At 66.1% G+C, this 15,670-nt stretch carries 11 protein-coding genes; 6 read left to right on the top strand and 5 right to left on the bottom strand.

Annotated features, from left to right (window positions below):
• Window positions 1–3 precede the first annotated feature (3 nt).
• The 4 genes from EAH76_RS08895 to acnA form a co-directional block, all read right to left on the bottom strand.
• Entirely contained in the window at window positions 4–1,599 is a 1,596-nt protein-coding gene (locus tag EAH76_RS08895; RefSeq protein ID WP_140849879.1) for an isocitrate lyase, read from the bottom strand.
• 142 nt (window positions 1,600–1,741) lie between these two features.
• Complete coding sequence (locus EAH76_RS08900) at window positions 1,742–2,527, bottom strand: SDR family oxidoreductase (RefSeq protein ID WP_140849880.1); 786 nt, start codon at window positions 2,525–2,527, stop codon at window positions 1,742–1,744.
• 122 nt (window positions 2,528–2,649) lie between these two features.
• On the bottom strand, window positions 2,650–4,035 hold the full coding sequence (locus tag EAH76_RS08905) for a helix-turn-helix domain-containing protein (RefSeq protein ID WP_140849881.1): 1,386 nt from the start codon (window positions 4,033–4,035) through the stop codon (window positions 2,650–2,652).
• A 494-nt stretch (window positions 4,036–4,529) separates the two neighbouring features.
• Window positions 4,530–7,202, bottom strand: coding sequence for an aconitate hydratase AcnA (gene acnA, locus EAH76_RS08910; RefSeq protein WP_140849882.1), 2,673 nt, complete (start codon window positions 7,200–7,202; stop codon window positions 4,530–4,532).
• A 312-nt stretch (window positions 7,203–7,514) separates the two neighbouring features.
• Here acnA and EAH76_RS08915 point away from each other — a divergent pair, with 312 nt between their 5' ends.
• From EAH76_RS08915 to EAH76_RS08930, 4 genes are all read left to right on the top strand, one after another.
• Entirely contained in the window at window positions 7,515–9,263 is a 1,749-nt protein-coding gene (locus EAH76_RS08915) for an aspartyl protease family protein (protein ID WP_140849883.1), read from the top strand.
• Window positions 9,264–9,502: 239 nt separating this feature from the next.
• Window positions 9,503–10,501: a ferritin-like domain-containing protein gene (locus EAH76_RS08920; RefSeq protein ID WP_140849884.1), complete on the top strand. Its 999-nt coding sequence runs from the start codon at window positions 9,503–9,505 to the stop codon at window positions 10,499–10,501.
• Between the two features lie 32 nt (window positions 10,502–10,533).
• A complete protein-coding gene (locus EAH76_RS08925; RefSeq protein ID WP_140849885.1) occupies window positions 10,534–11,553 on the top strand; it encodes a ferritin-like domain-containing protein in 1,020 nt (339 codons plus the stop codon).
• A 129-nt stretch (window positions 11,554–11,682) separates the two neighbouring features.
• Window positions 11,683–12,216 carry a superoxide dismutase family protein gene (locus tag EAH76_RS08930; protein ID WP_140849886.1) on the top strand — a complete coding sequence of 178 codons (534 nt, stop codon included), beginning with the start codon at window positions 11,683–11,685 and terminating at the stop codon, window positions 12,214–12,216.
• A 4-nt stretch (window positions 12,217–12,220) separates the two neighbouring features.
• Here the strand turns inward: EAH76_RS08930 and EAH76_RS08935 are convergent, their stop codons facing one another.
• A complete protein-coding gene (locus EAH76_RS08935) occupies window positions 12,221–13,780 on the bottom strand; it encodes a spinster family MFS transporter (protein WP_140849887.1) in 1,560 nt (519 codons plus the stop codon).
• A 258-nt stretch (window positions 13,781–14,038) separates the two neighbouring features.
• On the opposite strand from EAH76_RS08935, the gene EAH76_RS08940 reads away from it, so the two are divergent.
• A complete protein-coding gene (locus EAH76_RS08940; RefSeq protein ID WP_140849888.1) occupies window positions 14,039–14,773 on the top strand; it encodes a Bax inhibitor-1/YccA family protein in 735 nt (244 codons plus the stop codon).
• Window positions 14,774–14,848: 75 nt separating this feature from the next.
• Window positions 14,849–15,628 (top strand): transglutaminase-like domain-containing protein, encoded by a 780-nt coding sequence (locus EAH76_RS08945; protein WP_140849889.1) that lies wholly within the window; start codon window positions 14,849–14,851, stop codon window positions 15,626–15,628.
• Window positions 15,629–15,670: the final 42 nt, after the last annotated feature.

The following is a 15,670-nucleotide window of genomic DNA, read 5'->3' on the forward strand; positions in this document are numbered from 1 at the left end:
GCGTCAGGCCGCGAACTGGTTCATCGTATTGTGCGCGCCGCCAGCCTTGAGCGCCGCCTCACCCGCGAAATACTCCTTGTGATCGTCGCCGATGTCCGAGCCCGACATGTTCTGGTGCTTCACACAAGCGATACCCTCGCGGATTTCCTTGCGCTGGACGCCCTTCACATAGCCGAGCATCCCCGCATCGCCGAAATACTCCTTGGCGAGATTGTCGGTCGACAGCGCCGCGGTGTGATAGGTCGGCAGCGTGATCAAATGATGGAAAATCCCGGCCCGCGCCGCGGCATCCTTCTGGAAGGTGCGGATCCGTTCGTCGGCCTCGTCGCCGAGCGCAGTGCCATCATAATCGACCGACATCAGCCGCGCCCGGTCATAGGCCGACACGTCCTTCCCCTCGATCACCCACGCGTCATAGACCTGCTGGCGGAAGTTGAGCGTCCAGTTGAAGCTCGGCGAATTGTTGTAGACCAGCTTGGCGTTGGGGATGACCTCCCGCACCCGGTCGACCATCCCCGCGATCTGCTCGATATGCGGCTTCTCGGTCTCGATCCACAGCAGGTCGGCGCCGTTCTGTAGCGAAGCGATGCAGTCCATCACACAACGATCCTCGCCGGTTCCGGCGCGGAACTGGAACAGGTTCGAGGCGAGCCGCTTCGGGCGAAGCAGCTTGCCGTCGCGGTTGAGGATGACGTCGCCGTTGCGCGCCGTCGCCGGATCGATTTCCTCGCAATCGAGGTACGAATTGTACTGGTCGCCGAGATCGCCCGGCTCCTTCGACACCGCGATCTGCTTGGTCAGACCCGCGCCGAGCGAGTCGGTGCGCGTGACGATGATCCCGTCCTCGACCCCCAGTTCGAGGAAGGCGTAGCGGCACGCACGGACCTTCGCGAGGAAGTCCTCGTGCGGCACCGTGACCTTGCCGTCCTGATGGCCGCACTGCTTTTCGTCCGAGACCTGGTTCTCGATCTGCAGCGCGCAGGCGCCCGCCTCGATCATCTTCTTGGCGAGCAGATAGGTCGCCTCGGCATTGCCGAAGCCGGCATCGATATCGGCGATGATCGGCACGACATGCGTCTGGTAATTATCGATCGCGTTTAGCAGGCGCTGCTCCTCGATTGCGTTGCCGCTCGCGCGCGCCGCATCGAGATCGCGGAACATCATGCCGAGCTCGCGCGCATCGGCCTGCCGCAGGAAGGTGTAGAGTTCCTCGATCAGCGCCGGAACGCTGGTCTTCTCGTGCATCGACTGATCGGGCAGCGGGCCGAATTCCGAACGCAGCGCCGCGATCATCCAGCCCGACAGATACAGATAGCGGCGCTCGGTCGAGCCGAAATGCTTCTTGATGCTGATCATCTTCTGCTGGCCGATGAAGCCGTGCCAGCAGCCGAGCGACTGGGTGTAGGCCGAGGGATCGGCATCGTATGCCGCCATGTCGCGGCGCATGATCGCGGCGGTGTAGCGCGCGATGTCGAGCCCGCTCTGGAACCGGTTCTGCACCCGCATCCGCGCGACGCTCTCGGCGTCGATCCCATCCCAGGTGCCGTTGTAGCGCTGGATCAGGTTCTTGGTCTGGGCGATGTCGGTCTGGTAGGTCATGCTGGCACCCTCGCTGTCGGAATGGGAGGATAAGTACACGAATTGACATTCGCGACAGCCAACAACCTCCCTTTTCAAGGGTCTCGATGTCAAATACTGGCCAATTGGGATGTGACGGTGTAAATTCGTGACATCCCATATTTTAGCTTCGCGCTGGACTTGCAGCCGACCCTGCGAGGATTCCGCCGTCGATCGTCAGCTCGGATCCGGTAATGTAGCAGGCCTCGTCGCTTGCCAGCAGCACCGCGACCGCAGCGACTTCCTCCACCGTGCCGAAGCGTCGCAACGGCGTGTCGGCAGCAAGGGCCGCGTCGCGCGCCGCGCGATCGGCCCCATCGCCGAGCATCGGCTCCCACATCGGCGTCAGGATCGCCGCGGGGTGAATCGCGTTGCAGCGGATCGCAAGCCCCTGTTGCGCGCAATAGAGCGCAACGGTCTTGCTGTGGTTGCGCACCGCGGCCTTCGACGACGCATAGGCTGCCGCGGCCGGGATCCCGATCATGCCCGATCGCGACGAGATGTTGATGATCGACCCCGCCCGCTTCGCGCGCATCGCGGCGATCGCATAGCGACAGCCGAGAAAGGTCCCGTCGAGATTGACCCGGTGGACCGCGCGCCAGTCTTCGAGCGTGGCATGTTCGGGATCATGCGGCACCGCGCCCTGCTCGAACCCGGTCACGCCGGCATTGTTGACGAGCACGTCGATCGCCGGCCACGCGTCCGCGAACCGCGCCCAGTCTTGCTCGACCGCGACGTCGAGCGTCGCCGCGCTCTGGCCGAGATCTGCCGCCAGCCGAAGCGCGCTCTCCGCGTCCTTGTCGGTCACCACTACGCGCGCACCTTCGGCAACGAACGCCCGCGCGATCGCCGCACCGATGCCGCGCCCTGCGCCGGTCACGACGCACAGTTTGTCTTCCAATCGTTTCACGGTAAAATTCCAGAGCTGAGAGGCCGCGATGTCGCGGCGGGATGGTCAGGCAGTCGGCTGCGTGTTCATCGATCTCACTCCGGTCGTGCGCGGTCGAGCGCCGCGCACGGCCAAGCCTGCGCTCAATCCCCCCCGAAAGTAAAGGCACTGACGCCGCGCTCGCGCTCGTTGAACACCAGCGCGCGTCCCGCCGGGGGCAGCGAGCGCTGCGGACAATGGCCCCGCCCACAGGCGCGACATCCCAGGCCGATCGGCATCGCCTCACCCTTGAGATCGACGCCGCGCGCCATCGCCAGCGCGCCGCCATGCTCCGCCGCGACGCCCAGCCCGACGACGAACTCGGCGGTCACCGCGCCGAACCGCCGCCCCTGCGGAGCGACCGTGCGTCCGATCGTGAACCAGCGCGCGCCATCCTCGAGCTCGACCAGCTGCGCGACGAGCTTGCCCGGCCGGTCGAACGCGGCGTGGATCTGCCAGAGCGGGCAGCGGCCATCGGCCTCCGCCAGCGGCGACGCGCTCGCACCCGAGAAGCGCTTCGACGCCTGCCCTGCCCGGTCGAGCCGCACGAGGAAGAACGACAGCCCGCGCGCGCCGACGCGCTGCAATGTCGTCAGGCGATGCGCGACCTGCTCGAACCCCGCGCCGAAGCGGCGCTGGAGCAATTCGATGTCGTAGCCCGTCGCCTCGCACGCCCGCAGGAAGCGCGCATAGGGCATCATCACCGCCGCCGCGAAATAGCTGGCGAGATGGCGGCGATAGAGGCGCTCGGCGGCGCGATCGGTGAAGCCCGCGCCCTTGACCAGGCCGTCGATCTCGCTGCGCGCCTCGATCTCGGCGAGCTGATAGGCGACGGCGAAGGTGCGCGACGCGGGGTCGAGCATTTCCGAGACCTGGACTTGCCGCGCATGCAGATCGGTGCGGCGCAGCAGATCGGGCATGACATCGACGGGCAGCACGCGGATGGTGAGCTGATGCTTGACCCGCAACCGCTCGGCGATCGCGCCGTACAGGTCGCCGGCGCCGAGCCGCAGTTCGTCGGCGAGCTTCTCGGCGATCGTGTCGAGATCGGAAAAATAGCCGCGCCACCGCTCGATCTCGCGCCGAACCTCGCCGACCGAGTCGAGCGCGCCGGGCGCCACCGGGCCGCCGGCACCGATCCGGTCGAAGGCGCGGGCAAAGGCTTCCGCCCCGCCAGGTGCTGCCGCGAGCCATTCCTCGAGCTCGTTGCGGTCGATCTCGAGATCGGCGAACATCGGGTCGGCGAGCCGCCGCCGCAGCGCGGCCTCGCCCCCGCCCGGCTCGCCGGCCGCGAGCGCACGCGGGTCGAAGTCGAAACTCTCGGCGAGCTTAACGATGAGCGAGCCCGAGAGCGGGCGCTGGTTCTTTTCGACGAGGTTGAGATAGCTGGGCGAGATCGTCAAAACTTCTGCCATCGCCGCCTGGGTCAACCCGGCCTGGCGCCGCAAGCGGCGGATGGCGTGGCCAGCGAAGAGTTTGCGATCGGCCATGACACGTCCTCGGATCTGCTACGCGCTCCACCGGAGTCGCAGGCGCACCATGCCCCTATCTGTCACATCTTTACAAGATCACCCGGTATTACATCTAGATTAGTCACGCCTTTACCGATCGCACTGTCGAATCCCGCTAGGCGCCGACCTGACTTCGCCCCTAGTGGCGCAACGACTGGCCGGCAGCTTGTAAAAAGTGCCACAGATCGAATGGCTTTGAGAGTTTCCTGGGGAGGAAAGGATGCCCGTCGCGCTTCGTGCGCGGCGGGCATTTCCTGTTTTATCCCTCTCCCGTCGGGAGAGGGTGGCCGAGCGCAGCGAGGTCGGGTGAGGGCAGCGCACGGTGGTGAGATGTACTGCCCTCACCCTTCCCACTCGGCTTCGCCGAGCGGGCCCCTTCCCTCTCCCAAAGGGAGAGGGAGTTTCTAATCAGCCCCAGATACGAAAAAGGGACGGGCGGCAGCGCCACCCGTCCCCTCTTCATTCCCCGCAGATCAGGCTGCGAGCCTGCGCAGCACGTACTGCAGGATCCCGCCGTTGAGGAAATATTCCAGCTCGTTGACGGTATCGATCCGGCAACGCGTCAGGAACGTCTCAACCGTGCCGTCAGCGCGCGTCATCACGACTTCGACATCCTGCCGCGGACGGATTTCCGAGACCTTCATGATCGTGAAGCTCTCCGACCCGTCGAGCTTGAGCGTCTTGCGATCGACACCTTCGGCGAACTGCAGCGGCAGCACGCCCATGCCGACCAGGTTCGAACGGTGGATACGCTCGAAGCTCTCGGTAATGACGACGCGCACGCCGAGCAGATTGGTGCCCTTCGCCGCCCAGTCGCGCGACGAGCCCGTGCCATATTCTTTGCCCGCGATGACGATCAGCGGAACGCCGTCCGCCTTGAAGCGCATCGCCGCGTCATAGATCGGCATCGTCTCGCCCTTGTACGAGGACATGCCGCCTTCGACGCCGGGGACCATCTCGTTCTTGATACGGATGTTGGCGAAGGTGCCGCGGACCATCACGTTATCGTTGCCGCGACGCGCGCCATACGAGTTGAAGTCGGCACGGTTGACCTGCCGCTCCATCAGCCACGCGCCTGCGGGGCTGTCGGCCTTGATCGAACCGGCTGGCGAGATGTGGTCGGTGGTGATCGAATCGCCGAGGATCGCGAGCGGACGCGCCTCGATGATGTCCTGCACTGGCGCCGGGGTCATCGACATGCCGTCGAAGTATGGCGGGTTGGCGATGTAGGTCGAGGCCGGCGGCCACGCATAGGTGTCCGAGCCTTCGATCGCGATCGCCTGCCACTTGGTGTCGCCGAGGAACACGCTGGCGTAGCGCGACTGGAACATGCCGCGGTCGATGTTGGCGTCCATCACTTCGCGGACTTCGGCGTTCGAAGGCCAGATGTCCTTGAGGTAGACGTCGGTGCCGTCGGTCGCCTGGCCGATCGGGGTGGTGGTGAAGTCTTCGGTCACCGTACCCTTGAGCGCATAGGCGACGACGAGCGGCGGCGAGGCGAGGAAGTTGGCGCGCACGTCAGGCGACACGCGGCCCTCGAAGTTGCGGTTGCCCGAGAGCACCGAGGCGGCGACGATGTCGTTGCCGTTGATCGCCGCCGAGATCGGCGCGGCGAGCGGGCCCGAATTGCCGATGCAGGTGGTGCAGCCATAACCGACCAGGTTGAAGCCGACCGCGTTGAGGTCTTCGCTGAGCCCGGCCTTGTCGAGATAGTCGGTGACGACCTGCGAACCCGGCGCGAGCGAGGTCTTGACCCACGGCTTGGGCTTGAGGCCGTATGCATTGGCCTTGCGCGCGACGAGGCCTGCAGCGACGAGCACCGACGGGTTCGAGGTGTTGGTGCAGCTGGTGATCGCAGCGATCACGACGTCGCCGTCGCCGATGTCATGGTCAAGGCCATCGACCGGAACGCGCTTGGCGTTCGAATGGCCGTAGACCTTGGCGAGATCAGCGTTGAACGTGTCGTCGACCTCGGTGAGGATGACCTTGTCCTGTGGGCGCTTGGGGCCGGCGAGCGACGGCACGACGTTCGCCATGTCGAGCTCGAGCGTGTCGGTGAACACGGGATCAGGCGCATCGGCGAGGCGCCACATGCCCTGTGCCTTGGCATACGCCTCGACCAGAGCGATGTTTTCCTCGCTGCGGCCGGTCAGGCGCAGATAGGTGAGCGTGGCGTCGTCGATTGGGAAGAAGCCGCAGGTCGCGCCATATTCCGGCGCCATGTTGGCGATCGTCGCGCGATCGGCGAGCGACAGCGCGTCGAGGCCAGGACCGTAGAACTCGACGAAGCGGCCGACGACGCCCTTGGCGCGCAGCATCTGCGTGACGGTGAGCACCAGATCAGTGGCCGTAATGCCCTCAGCGAGCGAGCCGTGCAGCTTGAAGCCGACGACTTCGGGGATCAGCATCGAGACGGGTTGGCCGAGCATTGCGGCCTCAGCCTCGATCCCGCCGACGCCCCAGCCGAGCACGCCGAGGCCGTTGACCATCGTGGTATGGCTGTCGGTGCCGACGCAGGTGTCGGGGTACGCGATGGTCTTGCCGTCGGGCGCGACCGAGGACCACACCGTCTGGGCGAGGTTCTCGAGGTTGACCTGGTGGCAGATGCCCGTGCCGGGGGGCACGACCTTGAAATTGTCGAGCGCCTTCGAGCCCCACTTGAGGAACTCGTAGCGCTCGTTGTTGCGCTGATACTCGAGCTCGACGTTATCCTCGAACGCCTTCGGCGTGCCGAATTCGTCGACCATCACCGAGTGATCGATCACGAGATGGACCGGCACGAGCGGGTTGATCTTGGCGGCGTCGCCACCGAGCTTGGTGATCGCATCGCGCATCGCGGCGAGATCGACGACGCAGGGAACGCCGGTGAAATCCTGCATCAGCACGCGCGCGGGGCGATACTGGACTTCGCGGTCGGACTTGCGCTCCTGCTGCCAGTCGATGATCGCCTGAAGATCCTCGGTGGTGACGGTCTTGCCGTCCTCGAAGCGCAGCAGATTCTCGAGCAGCACCTTCATCGAGAATGGCAGGCGGCTGATGTCGCCCAGCTTCTCGGCAGCGGTGGCGAGGCTGTAATAGTCGTACGACGTGCCGCCCACGTCGAGCGTGGTGCGTGTACCGAGTGTATCCTGGCCGATGGCGGTCATAAGCAGCGGGTCCTTCCCTTTGCGTCTGGCCGCGGCGGGGAGGCGAAACCACAGGTTCCGCGCGGGCGCGACCGACTATGCGAATGCGAGAGTCGGGAGGCCGATAGCAGCGAGGTGCGCCTTGGGGAAGGGCACGCGACCGCCGCAGCGCGCCCGCACGGTCATTCCTGCCGCCACAGCAACATTTCGATATGCGACGCCCTGCCCGTTCGGCTATGTCGGCCACACCGAACCGTTGAGGTTGCCGTTGATATCGCTCCCGTTTTGAAGGGGTGGATCAGCGGCAAGACGGTTTTGAAACGGGGAATTGCGATGCGGATGCTGCGCCTGATCCTTCCTGCTCTTGCGCTTGCCGCGCCGGTGCCGGCGATGGCGGGCTGTCAGATCAGCAAAATGCTCGAGCTGCCCGTGACGATGAACGGTCGATCGCCGATGGTGCTCGCCAAATTCGGCGCCAAGGATGCGCGCTTCATTCTCGACAGCGGCGCTTTCTACAGCACGATCTCGCGCGCCAATGCCGCCGAATTCGGTGAGCATGTCATGGCCCTGCCGAGCTATTTCCGGGTCCGGGGAATTGGCGGGGATTCGACCGCGGGCTTCATCACCGCAAAAGACTTCTCGATCGGCGGGATCGCGATCCCCAAGGCCGATTTCGTCGTCGCCGGCAGCGATACCGGCACCGCCGGGCTGCTCGGCCAGAACGTGCTCGGGATCGGCGACGTCGAATATGATCTGCCGCACGGCGCGGTGCGGCTGATGAAAACGACCGGCTGCGCGAAGCTCAGCCTTGCCTATTGGGCGGGCGACAAGCCCGTCACGATGGTGCAGCTCGCCGCGCCTGGGCTGGGTCCGTGGAAGCCGCACACCATCGGCACGATCCTTCTCAACGGCGTCAAGATCCGCGCGATGTTCGACAGCGGCGCGCAAGGCTCGCTGGTGTCGCTCGCCGCCGCGAAGCGCGCCGGGGTCACCCCCGACTCCCCCGGCGTCATCCGCACCGGGTCGAGCCGCGGGCTCGGCGCGCGGCAGGTGCCCGCCTGGCTCGCGCCGTTCGATTCCATCGACATCGGCGGCGAAGCGATCCGCCGCCCGCGCCTCACCATTTCCGAGATCGGGATGGAAAATATCGACATGCTGGTCGGCGCCGATTTCTTCCTGACGCACCGCCTCTTCGTGTCGAACGCCAACCGCGCGCTGTTCATCACCTATGAGGGCGGCCCGGTGTTCAACCTGGCGCCGAAGGGCGCGATGTCGGCCGACGGCAAGGCGCTCGACCTTTCGAACACCGCCCCCGAGCCGACCACCGCGGAGGAATTCAGCCGGCGCGGCGCGGTCTCGTTTTCCAACCGCCGCATCACCGAGGCGCTGCTCGATTTCACCAAGGCCTGCACGCTCGCCCCGACCGAGGGGCGCTATTTCTACCAACGCGCGATGGCACGGCTCGCCAATCGCCAGCGCGACGCGGCGCTCGGTGATCTGGCCGAATCGATCCGGCTCGCGCCGAACGATCCCGACGCGCGGATCGCGCGCGCGCGGCTGACCGTGTCGGGCAGCGCCGCGGCCGAGGCGCTCGACGACGTCAAGGTCGCCGACCACGCGCTCGCGCCTTCGTCGGACAAGCGTCTCGCGGTGGCGAGCCTCTATGACCGGCTCGATACGCCCGAGGCCGCAATTACCAATTACGATCTGTGGCTTGCCAGCCATCCCGAAGACAGTTCGCGGGCGAGCGCGCTCAACGGACGCTGCTGGGCCCGCGGCCTGCTGGGACGCGATCCCGACAAGGCGCTGGCGGACTGCAACGCCGCGCTTCGGATCGAACCCAAGAACCCATCCTATCTCGACAGCCGCGGCCTGATCCGGTTGCGCCGCGGCGAGCTCCGCCAGGCGCTCGCCGATTACGACGCCGCGCTGGCAATCGCCCCGAAGAACGCCTGGACGCTCTACATGCGCAGCCTGGTCGAAGCGAAAAACGGCAACGTCCCCGAGTCCGAGCGCGACCGCGCGCTCGCGCTGAGCCTCGAGCCCAAGGTCGTCGACCGGGCGCGCAAGATCGGACTGTAGCCAGCCGGCGGCTCGGACGCACCGTTCGAAATATCCTGCAATATTTGTTTATAGATGGTGCGTCCCAGGCGTCGTTCTCCCCGTACCTGGCGCGACATGGTGAGCCGAAGCAGTCCCGCTGCGGCGAACGTCATGTCGTGTGTAGGCGCAGCGGTGCGATCGTCGAACCAGGCCTGATGCGGAGCGAAATCCGCGACCCTGGTTTGAGCGATTGACCACACCAGGGGAGGTCTGAACCGATGACCGACGATACAAGCAAGCAGATGCTCGACGTTCTCGACCGGCGCGTCGAACGTCGCAACGAACGCCGCGATTTCTTCAAGACCGCCTTTGGTGCCGCCGCCGTTGCCGGTGCCGGCATCGGCGCAATGTCGATGGGCAGCCGCGCCTCGGCCGCCGATCCGACGACGCCGACCGACGCCGACGTGCTCAACTTCGCGCTCAACCTCGAATATCTCGAGGCGCAATTCTACAGCGTCGCCGTCAACGGCACGGGCCTCGCGGCATCGGTCCTGACGGGCACCGGCACGCAGGGCGCCGCAACCGGCGGCCGCAAGGTCGTCTTCACCGATCCGCTCGTCGCCGCTTACGCCAAGGAAATCGCTGCGGACGAAATCACGCACGTGACCTTCCTGCGCACCGCGCTCGGCAGCTCGGCCGTCGCGCAGCCGACGATCGACATCGGCGTCTCGCCGACCGGTGCGTTCAGCTCGGCTGCACGTGCCGCTGGCCTGATCGCCTCCGCCCCCACCGGCACCGCGCAGACCTCGTTCTTCGACCCGTATGCCGACGACAATAGCTTCCTGCTCGGCGCCTTCATCTTCGAAGACGTCGGCGTGACCGCGTACAAGGGCGCAGCGCCGCTGATCACCAACAAGACCTATCTCGAGGCCGCCGCCGGCATCCTCGCGGTCGAGGCGTATCACGCCGGTCTGGTGCGCACCGCGCTCTATTCGCGTGGCGTCCAGGCACCGTCGCTGCGCACCTCGGCCGATGCGATCTCGAACGCCCGCGACTCGCTCGACGGGACCTCGGATCTCGACCAGGGCATCTCCCCCACGACGATCAACGGCGGGTCGGCATCGAACATCGTGCCGCTCGACAATAACGGCATCGCGTTCAGCCGGACCACCGGCCAGGTGCTCAACATCGTCTATCTGAACAATGCTTCGGTCACGATGGGCGGGTTCTTCCCGGCTGGCGTGAATGGCAACATCAAGACGAGCGCCGCGAACTAAGCCGCGCCGTTCCCATTTGGGGAGATATCGACATGACCGATCAGACCATCCTTACGCAGGTCCTCGAGGCCGGCGAACGCCGTCGCCACGAACGCCGTCAGTTCATGCGCACCGCCGCGACCGCCTCGATCGCGGTTGGCGGACTGTCGTTGCTGGCAGCCTGCAACGACGACACCACCTCCGCGCCGACTCCGACCCCGACGCCGACCCCGACCACCTCGGCGAGCCAGCAGACCGATCTCGACGTGCTCAACTTCGCGTTGAACCTCGAATATCTCGAGGCGCAATTCTATGTGAACGCAGTGTACGGCCAGGGTCTCCCGGCCGCCGCGCTGACCGGAACGGGCACGCAGGGTGCCGTCACCGGCGGCCGGCAGGTAACCTTCACCGATCCCGTCGTCGCGCAATATGCGCGGGAAATCGCGGCGGACGAATCGGCGCACGTCAACTTCCTGCGCTCGGCGCTCGGGTCGGCGGCGGTCGCGCAGCCGGCGATCAACATCGACGGCGGTGCGAACGGCGCGTTCACCTTGGCGGCGCGCGCCGCGGGAATCGCGACCAATGCGAGCGGCGCGATCGACAATGTCGCGGGCACGTTCGATCCGTACGCCAACGACATCAACTTCCTGCTCGGCGCCTTCATCTTCGAAGACGTCGGCGTGTCGGCCTATAAGGGCGCAGCGCCGCTGATCACCAACAAGACCTATCTCGAGGCGGCCGCCGGCATCCTCGCGGCCGAAGCCTATCATGCGGGCCTCGTCCGCACGGTGCTCTATGCCAAGGGACTGGCGACCCCGTCGATCGTGACCGCGGCGGGCAAGATCAGCGACGCGCGCGACAGCCTCGATGGCGCAAGCGACGACGATCAGGGCATTGCCGGCCCCGATGCATCGCAGTCGAACATCGTACCGACCGACGCGAACGGCATCGCGTACAGCCGGACGACGGGCCAGGTGCTCAACATCGTCTATCTGTCGAAGTCGGCCTTGGTCGGCGGCGGGTTCTTCCCGAACGGCATCAATGGCAACATCCGGACGAGCGCGGCGAACTAAAGCGCCCGACCGATCGATCCTGGCCCGCGCGATTCCGGTCGCGCGGGCCTTTTTCGTGTCTGACGGGTTGTACGGTTGCGCAACGCAGCGTTCGCGCGCAGCAAGCCCATTCAAAACACGGAGGATCCTATGCGTAAGGTGATGATCGCGACGACAGCGCTATTGGGCCTGGCAGCCTGCAACACCGAGCATCCCGCCGCCACCGGTGCGCCGATCGCGCAAGGTGCGCACGCTACTGCGATGCTGCGGACCGCCGACGGCGCCGACCTCGGCCGCGCCACTGTCACCGAAGTGTCGGGCGGCCTGCGCGTGACGCTCGACCTGCACGGTTTGCCGCCGGGCACGCACGGCGCGCATATCCACACCGTCGGCCAGTGCGACGCCCCCGATTTCGCCACCGCTGGCGGCCATTGGAACCCGGCCGGCGCAAAGCACGGCTCGATGAACCCGCAAGGGCCGCATGAGGGCGACATGCCCAATCTGATCGTCGGCGCGAACGGACGCGGCACGATCGGCGCGGTGCTGCCCGGCGCGACGATGGCGGGCCTGCTAGATGCCGATGGCGCCGCGATCGTCATTCACGACAAGCCCGACGATCTGATGACCGACCCTTCCGGTAATAGCGGCGGTCGGATCGCCTGCGGCGTGTTCGCCGCGAGCTGATCGGTTAGATCGGCTCCCCTGCCGCGCGCGCCCAGGCCTCTCGATTGGCCTCGGCGCGCGGGACGAGCTTGTACGCGGCGATCCCCGCCGCGATCGTGATCGGTGACACGAGCAGCAGCGCCAGCATCCCTGTCGAGAGACTCCCCGAGAGCGTCGAGATGCGCCCCGCCAGATACGGCCCCATCGCCAGGCCGAGCAACGTCGTGCCGATGAAGAACGTCCCCGTCGCCGTCCCGCGCATCCGCGGCAGCACCAGGTCCTGCATCGTCGCGCCCGCCGCCCCGAGCGCTGTGCTCGCGCAGATCCCGGCGAGGAACACCGCCGGATAGAAGACCAGTGTCGAGGTCGCGGTGAAGGCGAGGATCACGAACGGTATCGGAACGGTCGCACCGAACAGCACGACGAGCAGCCGCCCCGCCGGATTGCGCCGCCGCAAGCGATCGGCCGCGATCCCACCGAGCGTCACGCCAAGGAACCCGCCCAGCGCCCCGCTCGAGCCGACCATCAGCCCCGCCAAGGCCGGTGTCTCGTGCAGCGTACGCAACACGTAAGGCGACGCCCAGAAGCTCACCGCATAGCTCACGAACGCGTTGAGCCCGTAAGCGATGACGACGCAGAGGAAGGCCGGGTTGCCGACGATCAGGCGGAAGGTCGGCGGATCGCGGCGTTTCAGCGCGCACGCCCAGGAAAACACCGCATAGGCGCCGATCCCGATCGCCACCCATTGCGGCCAGGGTTCACCGAACGCGAGCAGGAGCGTGACGCAGCCGACCACGACGCCGAGCCCGAGCAGGTTGACGAGCAGCGCCCTGCCCCCGCCCATCGCCGCGCCGATCAGCGTCAGCGGCGGCAGGATCGTGACGAGCTCAGCGAGGAATTCCTTGAACGGTGCGGGATGCGCGGGCGGCTCGGGGAGCCCTTCCACCGCACCGCGGATCGGCTCGCGCAAGGTTGCGATGACCAGCGCGAGCGCCAGCCCCGGAACGCCGACGATCATGAACGCCGCTTGCCAACCGTGCAGTCCGAACGGGCCGCCGTCGGGATAGGCATGGTTCCAGCGCTGGACGATCAGCCCGCCAATACCGAGCGACAGTCCGCCACCGACGTACAGGCCCGAGGAATAGATCGCGAGCGCGGTCGCGCGCAGCCGCTTGGGGAAATAGTCGGAGATCAGCGAATAGGCCGAAGGGCTCGCGGTCGCCTCGCCGACGCCGACGCCGATCCGCGCGGTCGCCAACATGCCGCCACTGCGCGCCATCCCCGAAAACGCCGTCATCGCCGACCAGAGCGCCAGCCCGAGCGTCATCAACCGGACCCGGTGCCAATTGTCGGCGAGCCGCCCGAGCGGAATCCCGAACAACGAATAGAACACGCCAAAGGCGGTGCCGTAGAGAAAGCCGAGATCCTCGTCCTTCAAATGCAGGTCGCGTTTGATGTCCTCGGCGAGGATCGAGATGATCTGCCGATCGACGAAATTCAGCACATACACAAGGAAGAGGATGCCGAGCACATACCAGGCGTACGCTGGCGCGCGCGTCGGGGCGGAGCCCGCAGGGGTGGCCATCACTCTTTCCTCTCGGCAGTTTCTGCTCTGCCGACCGGCCTAGCAGACCATACCCGAAATACGAAAGCGATTTCCGCACGCGTACAACCAGCCGTTCGCCGGTAACCCGCGCCGTGCTGAGTGCGACAGCTTTTGTAACAAAGTGCTGCTGCCGCCTGAGGCCATCACACGGCCCGGCCGGATTCGCTTGAAATGCCCCCTACCAAGTCCGATATTGCAGCTATCCGGCACTTGGCCGGTCATTAGGAGCTTTTCGCAATGGCAAACTGGTCTGATCCCCGTTCGAATGCTTCGGCATTCCAGACGGCCGGGACCACGCGCACCGACGCGTATGACGCGGGTCTGCGGCGCTACATGCTGTCTGTCTACAATTACATGGCGTCGGCCGTGCTGCTGACGGGTATCGTCGCGCTCGGCTTCGTCGCCAGCGGCTATGCTGCGCAGGTCTTCACCGGCCCCGGCATCCTCAAGTGGGTCATCTCGCTCGCTCCGCTCGGCTTCGTGTTCGGCATGAGCTTCGGCCAGGCGCGTATGACCAACGGTACGCTGCAGGCGATGTTCTGGGGCTTCGCGGTCGCGATGGGCCTGTCGCTCTCGACGATCTTCCTGGTCTATTCGCCGGTCGCGATCGCACAGGCGTTCTTCGCCACCGCGGCGTCGTTCGGCGCGCTGAGCCTCTACGGCTACACCACCAAGCGCGACCTCTCGGCGTTCGGCACCTTCCTCATCATGGGCGTGGTCGGCCTGTTCGTTGCGAGCCTGCTCAACCTGTTCCTGCAGTCGGGTCCGCTCGGCTTCGTGATCAGCCTGGTCGGCGTGCTGCTCTTCGCAGGCCTCACCGCCTATGACACGCAGCGCACCAAGAGCCTCTACGCGCAGGTCGCCGGCACGTCGGACGAGCAGCGCGTGACGATCATGTCGGCGCTCAGCCTCTATCTCGACTTCATCAACATGTTCCTGTTCATCCTGCGCTTGTTCGGCAACCGCAACTAAGCGTAACACGGACACCATCTTCCAGGGCCCGGCGGACCATCCCGCCGGGCCCTTTCTTTTGCGTGAAAGACCAACATGCGGCTCGGGATCGATGTGACGCTCGATTATACGATCGATGGCGCGGCCGACGTGCTGCTGCTGGTCGAGGCGGCCAAGGGCAGCGACCAGCGGCTCGAACTGCAGGACCTGCGCGTCTATTCAAACGATCCGATCCGCGCGGTGCCCGGCGAAGACGGCATCGGCCAGCGCTGCTGGGCGCGCGGCGACGGCCCGTTCCGCGCCGAATATCGTGCGATCGTCGAGATCGTCCGCTCGCCCGTCGATCTCGCGACGCTCGGCGACACGCCGATCCGGCTGATGCCGCCCGAGACGATCCCCTATCTGCTCCCCAGCCGCTATTGCGAATCGGACCGGCTCGAAGGCTTCGTTCAGCAGAAATTCGCCGACCTGACCGCGGGTCCGCTCGCGGTCGCCCTGACCGATTGGGTGAGCGACCACCTCACCTATGCGTGTGGCACTTCGACCGGCACGACGACGGCGATGATGACCTTCGCCGAACGCCGCGGCGTGTGTCGCGATTATGCGCATCTGCTCGTCGCGCTCGCCCGCGCCGGCGGCATTCCGGCACGCTGCGTCTCGGCCTATGCGCCCGGCGTCGATCCGCCCGACTTCCATGCGGTCGCCGAACTGTGGATCGGCGGCGGCTGGCATCTGATCGATGCGACGCGGATGGCGTCGTGCGCTGACCTCGTGCGCGTCGCTGTCGGACGCGATGCCACCGACATCGCCTTTATGACCGTCTTTGGCTCGGCGACGCTTAACTGGCAAAATGTTGCGGTTACGAAACTTCCCTGAGGGAACACCGCAGCGCGTTCAAGTGTTGGGTCTTTCTGCTAT

This window comes from Sphingomonas glacialis, from assembly GCF_006439055.1.
GTDB classification, from domain to species: domain Bacteria; phylum Pseudomonadota; class Alphaproteobacteria; order Sphingomonadales; family Sphingomonadaceae; genus Sphingomonas; species Sphingomonas glacialis_A.

Excerpts from the sequence above, each read along its gene's own strand:
- EAH76_RS08895 (WP_140849879.1), bottom strand. The coding sequence starts at position 1,599 with ATGACCTACCAGACCGACATCGCCCAGACCAAGAACCTGATCCAGCGC.
- EAH76_RS08905 (WP_140849881.1), bottom strand. The coding sequence starts at position 4,035 with ATGGCCGATCGCAAACTCTTCGCTGGCCACGCCATCCGCCGCTTGCGG.
- acnA (WP_140849882.1), bottom strand. The coding sequence starts at position 7,202 with ATGACCGCCATCGGCCAGGATACACTCGGTACACGCACCACGCTCGAC.
- EAH76_RS08915 (WP_140849883.1), top strand. The coding sequence starts at position 7,515 with ATGCGGATGCTGCGCCTGATCCTTCCTGCTCTTGCGCTTGCCGCGCCG.
- EAH76_RS08920 (WP_140849884.1), top strand. The coding sequence starts at position 9,503 with ATGACCGACGATACAAGCAAGCAGATGCTCGACGTTCTCGACCGGCGC.
- EAH76_RS08925 (WP_140849885.1), top strand. The coding sequence starts at position 10,534 with ATGACCGATCAGACCATCCTTACGCAGGTCCTCGAGGCCGGCGAACGC.
- EAH76_RS08930 (WP_140849886.1), top strand. The coding sequence starts at position 11,683 with ATGCGTAAGGTGATGATCGCGACGACAGCGCTATTGGGCCTGGCAGCC.
- EAH76_RS08935 (WP_140849887.1), bottom strand. The coding sequence starts at position 13,780 with ATGGCCACCCCTGCGGGCTCCGCCCCGACGCGCGCGCCAGCGTACGCC.
- EAH76_RS08940 (WP_140849888.1), top strand. The coding sequence starts at position 14,039 with ATGGCAAACTGGTCTGATCCCCGTTCGAATGCTTCGGCATTCCAGACG.
- EAH76_RS08945 (WP_140849889.1), top strand. The coding sequence starts at position 14,849 with ATGCGGCTCGGGATCGATGTGACGCTCGATTATACGATCGATGGCGCG.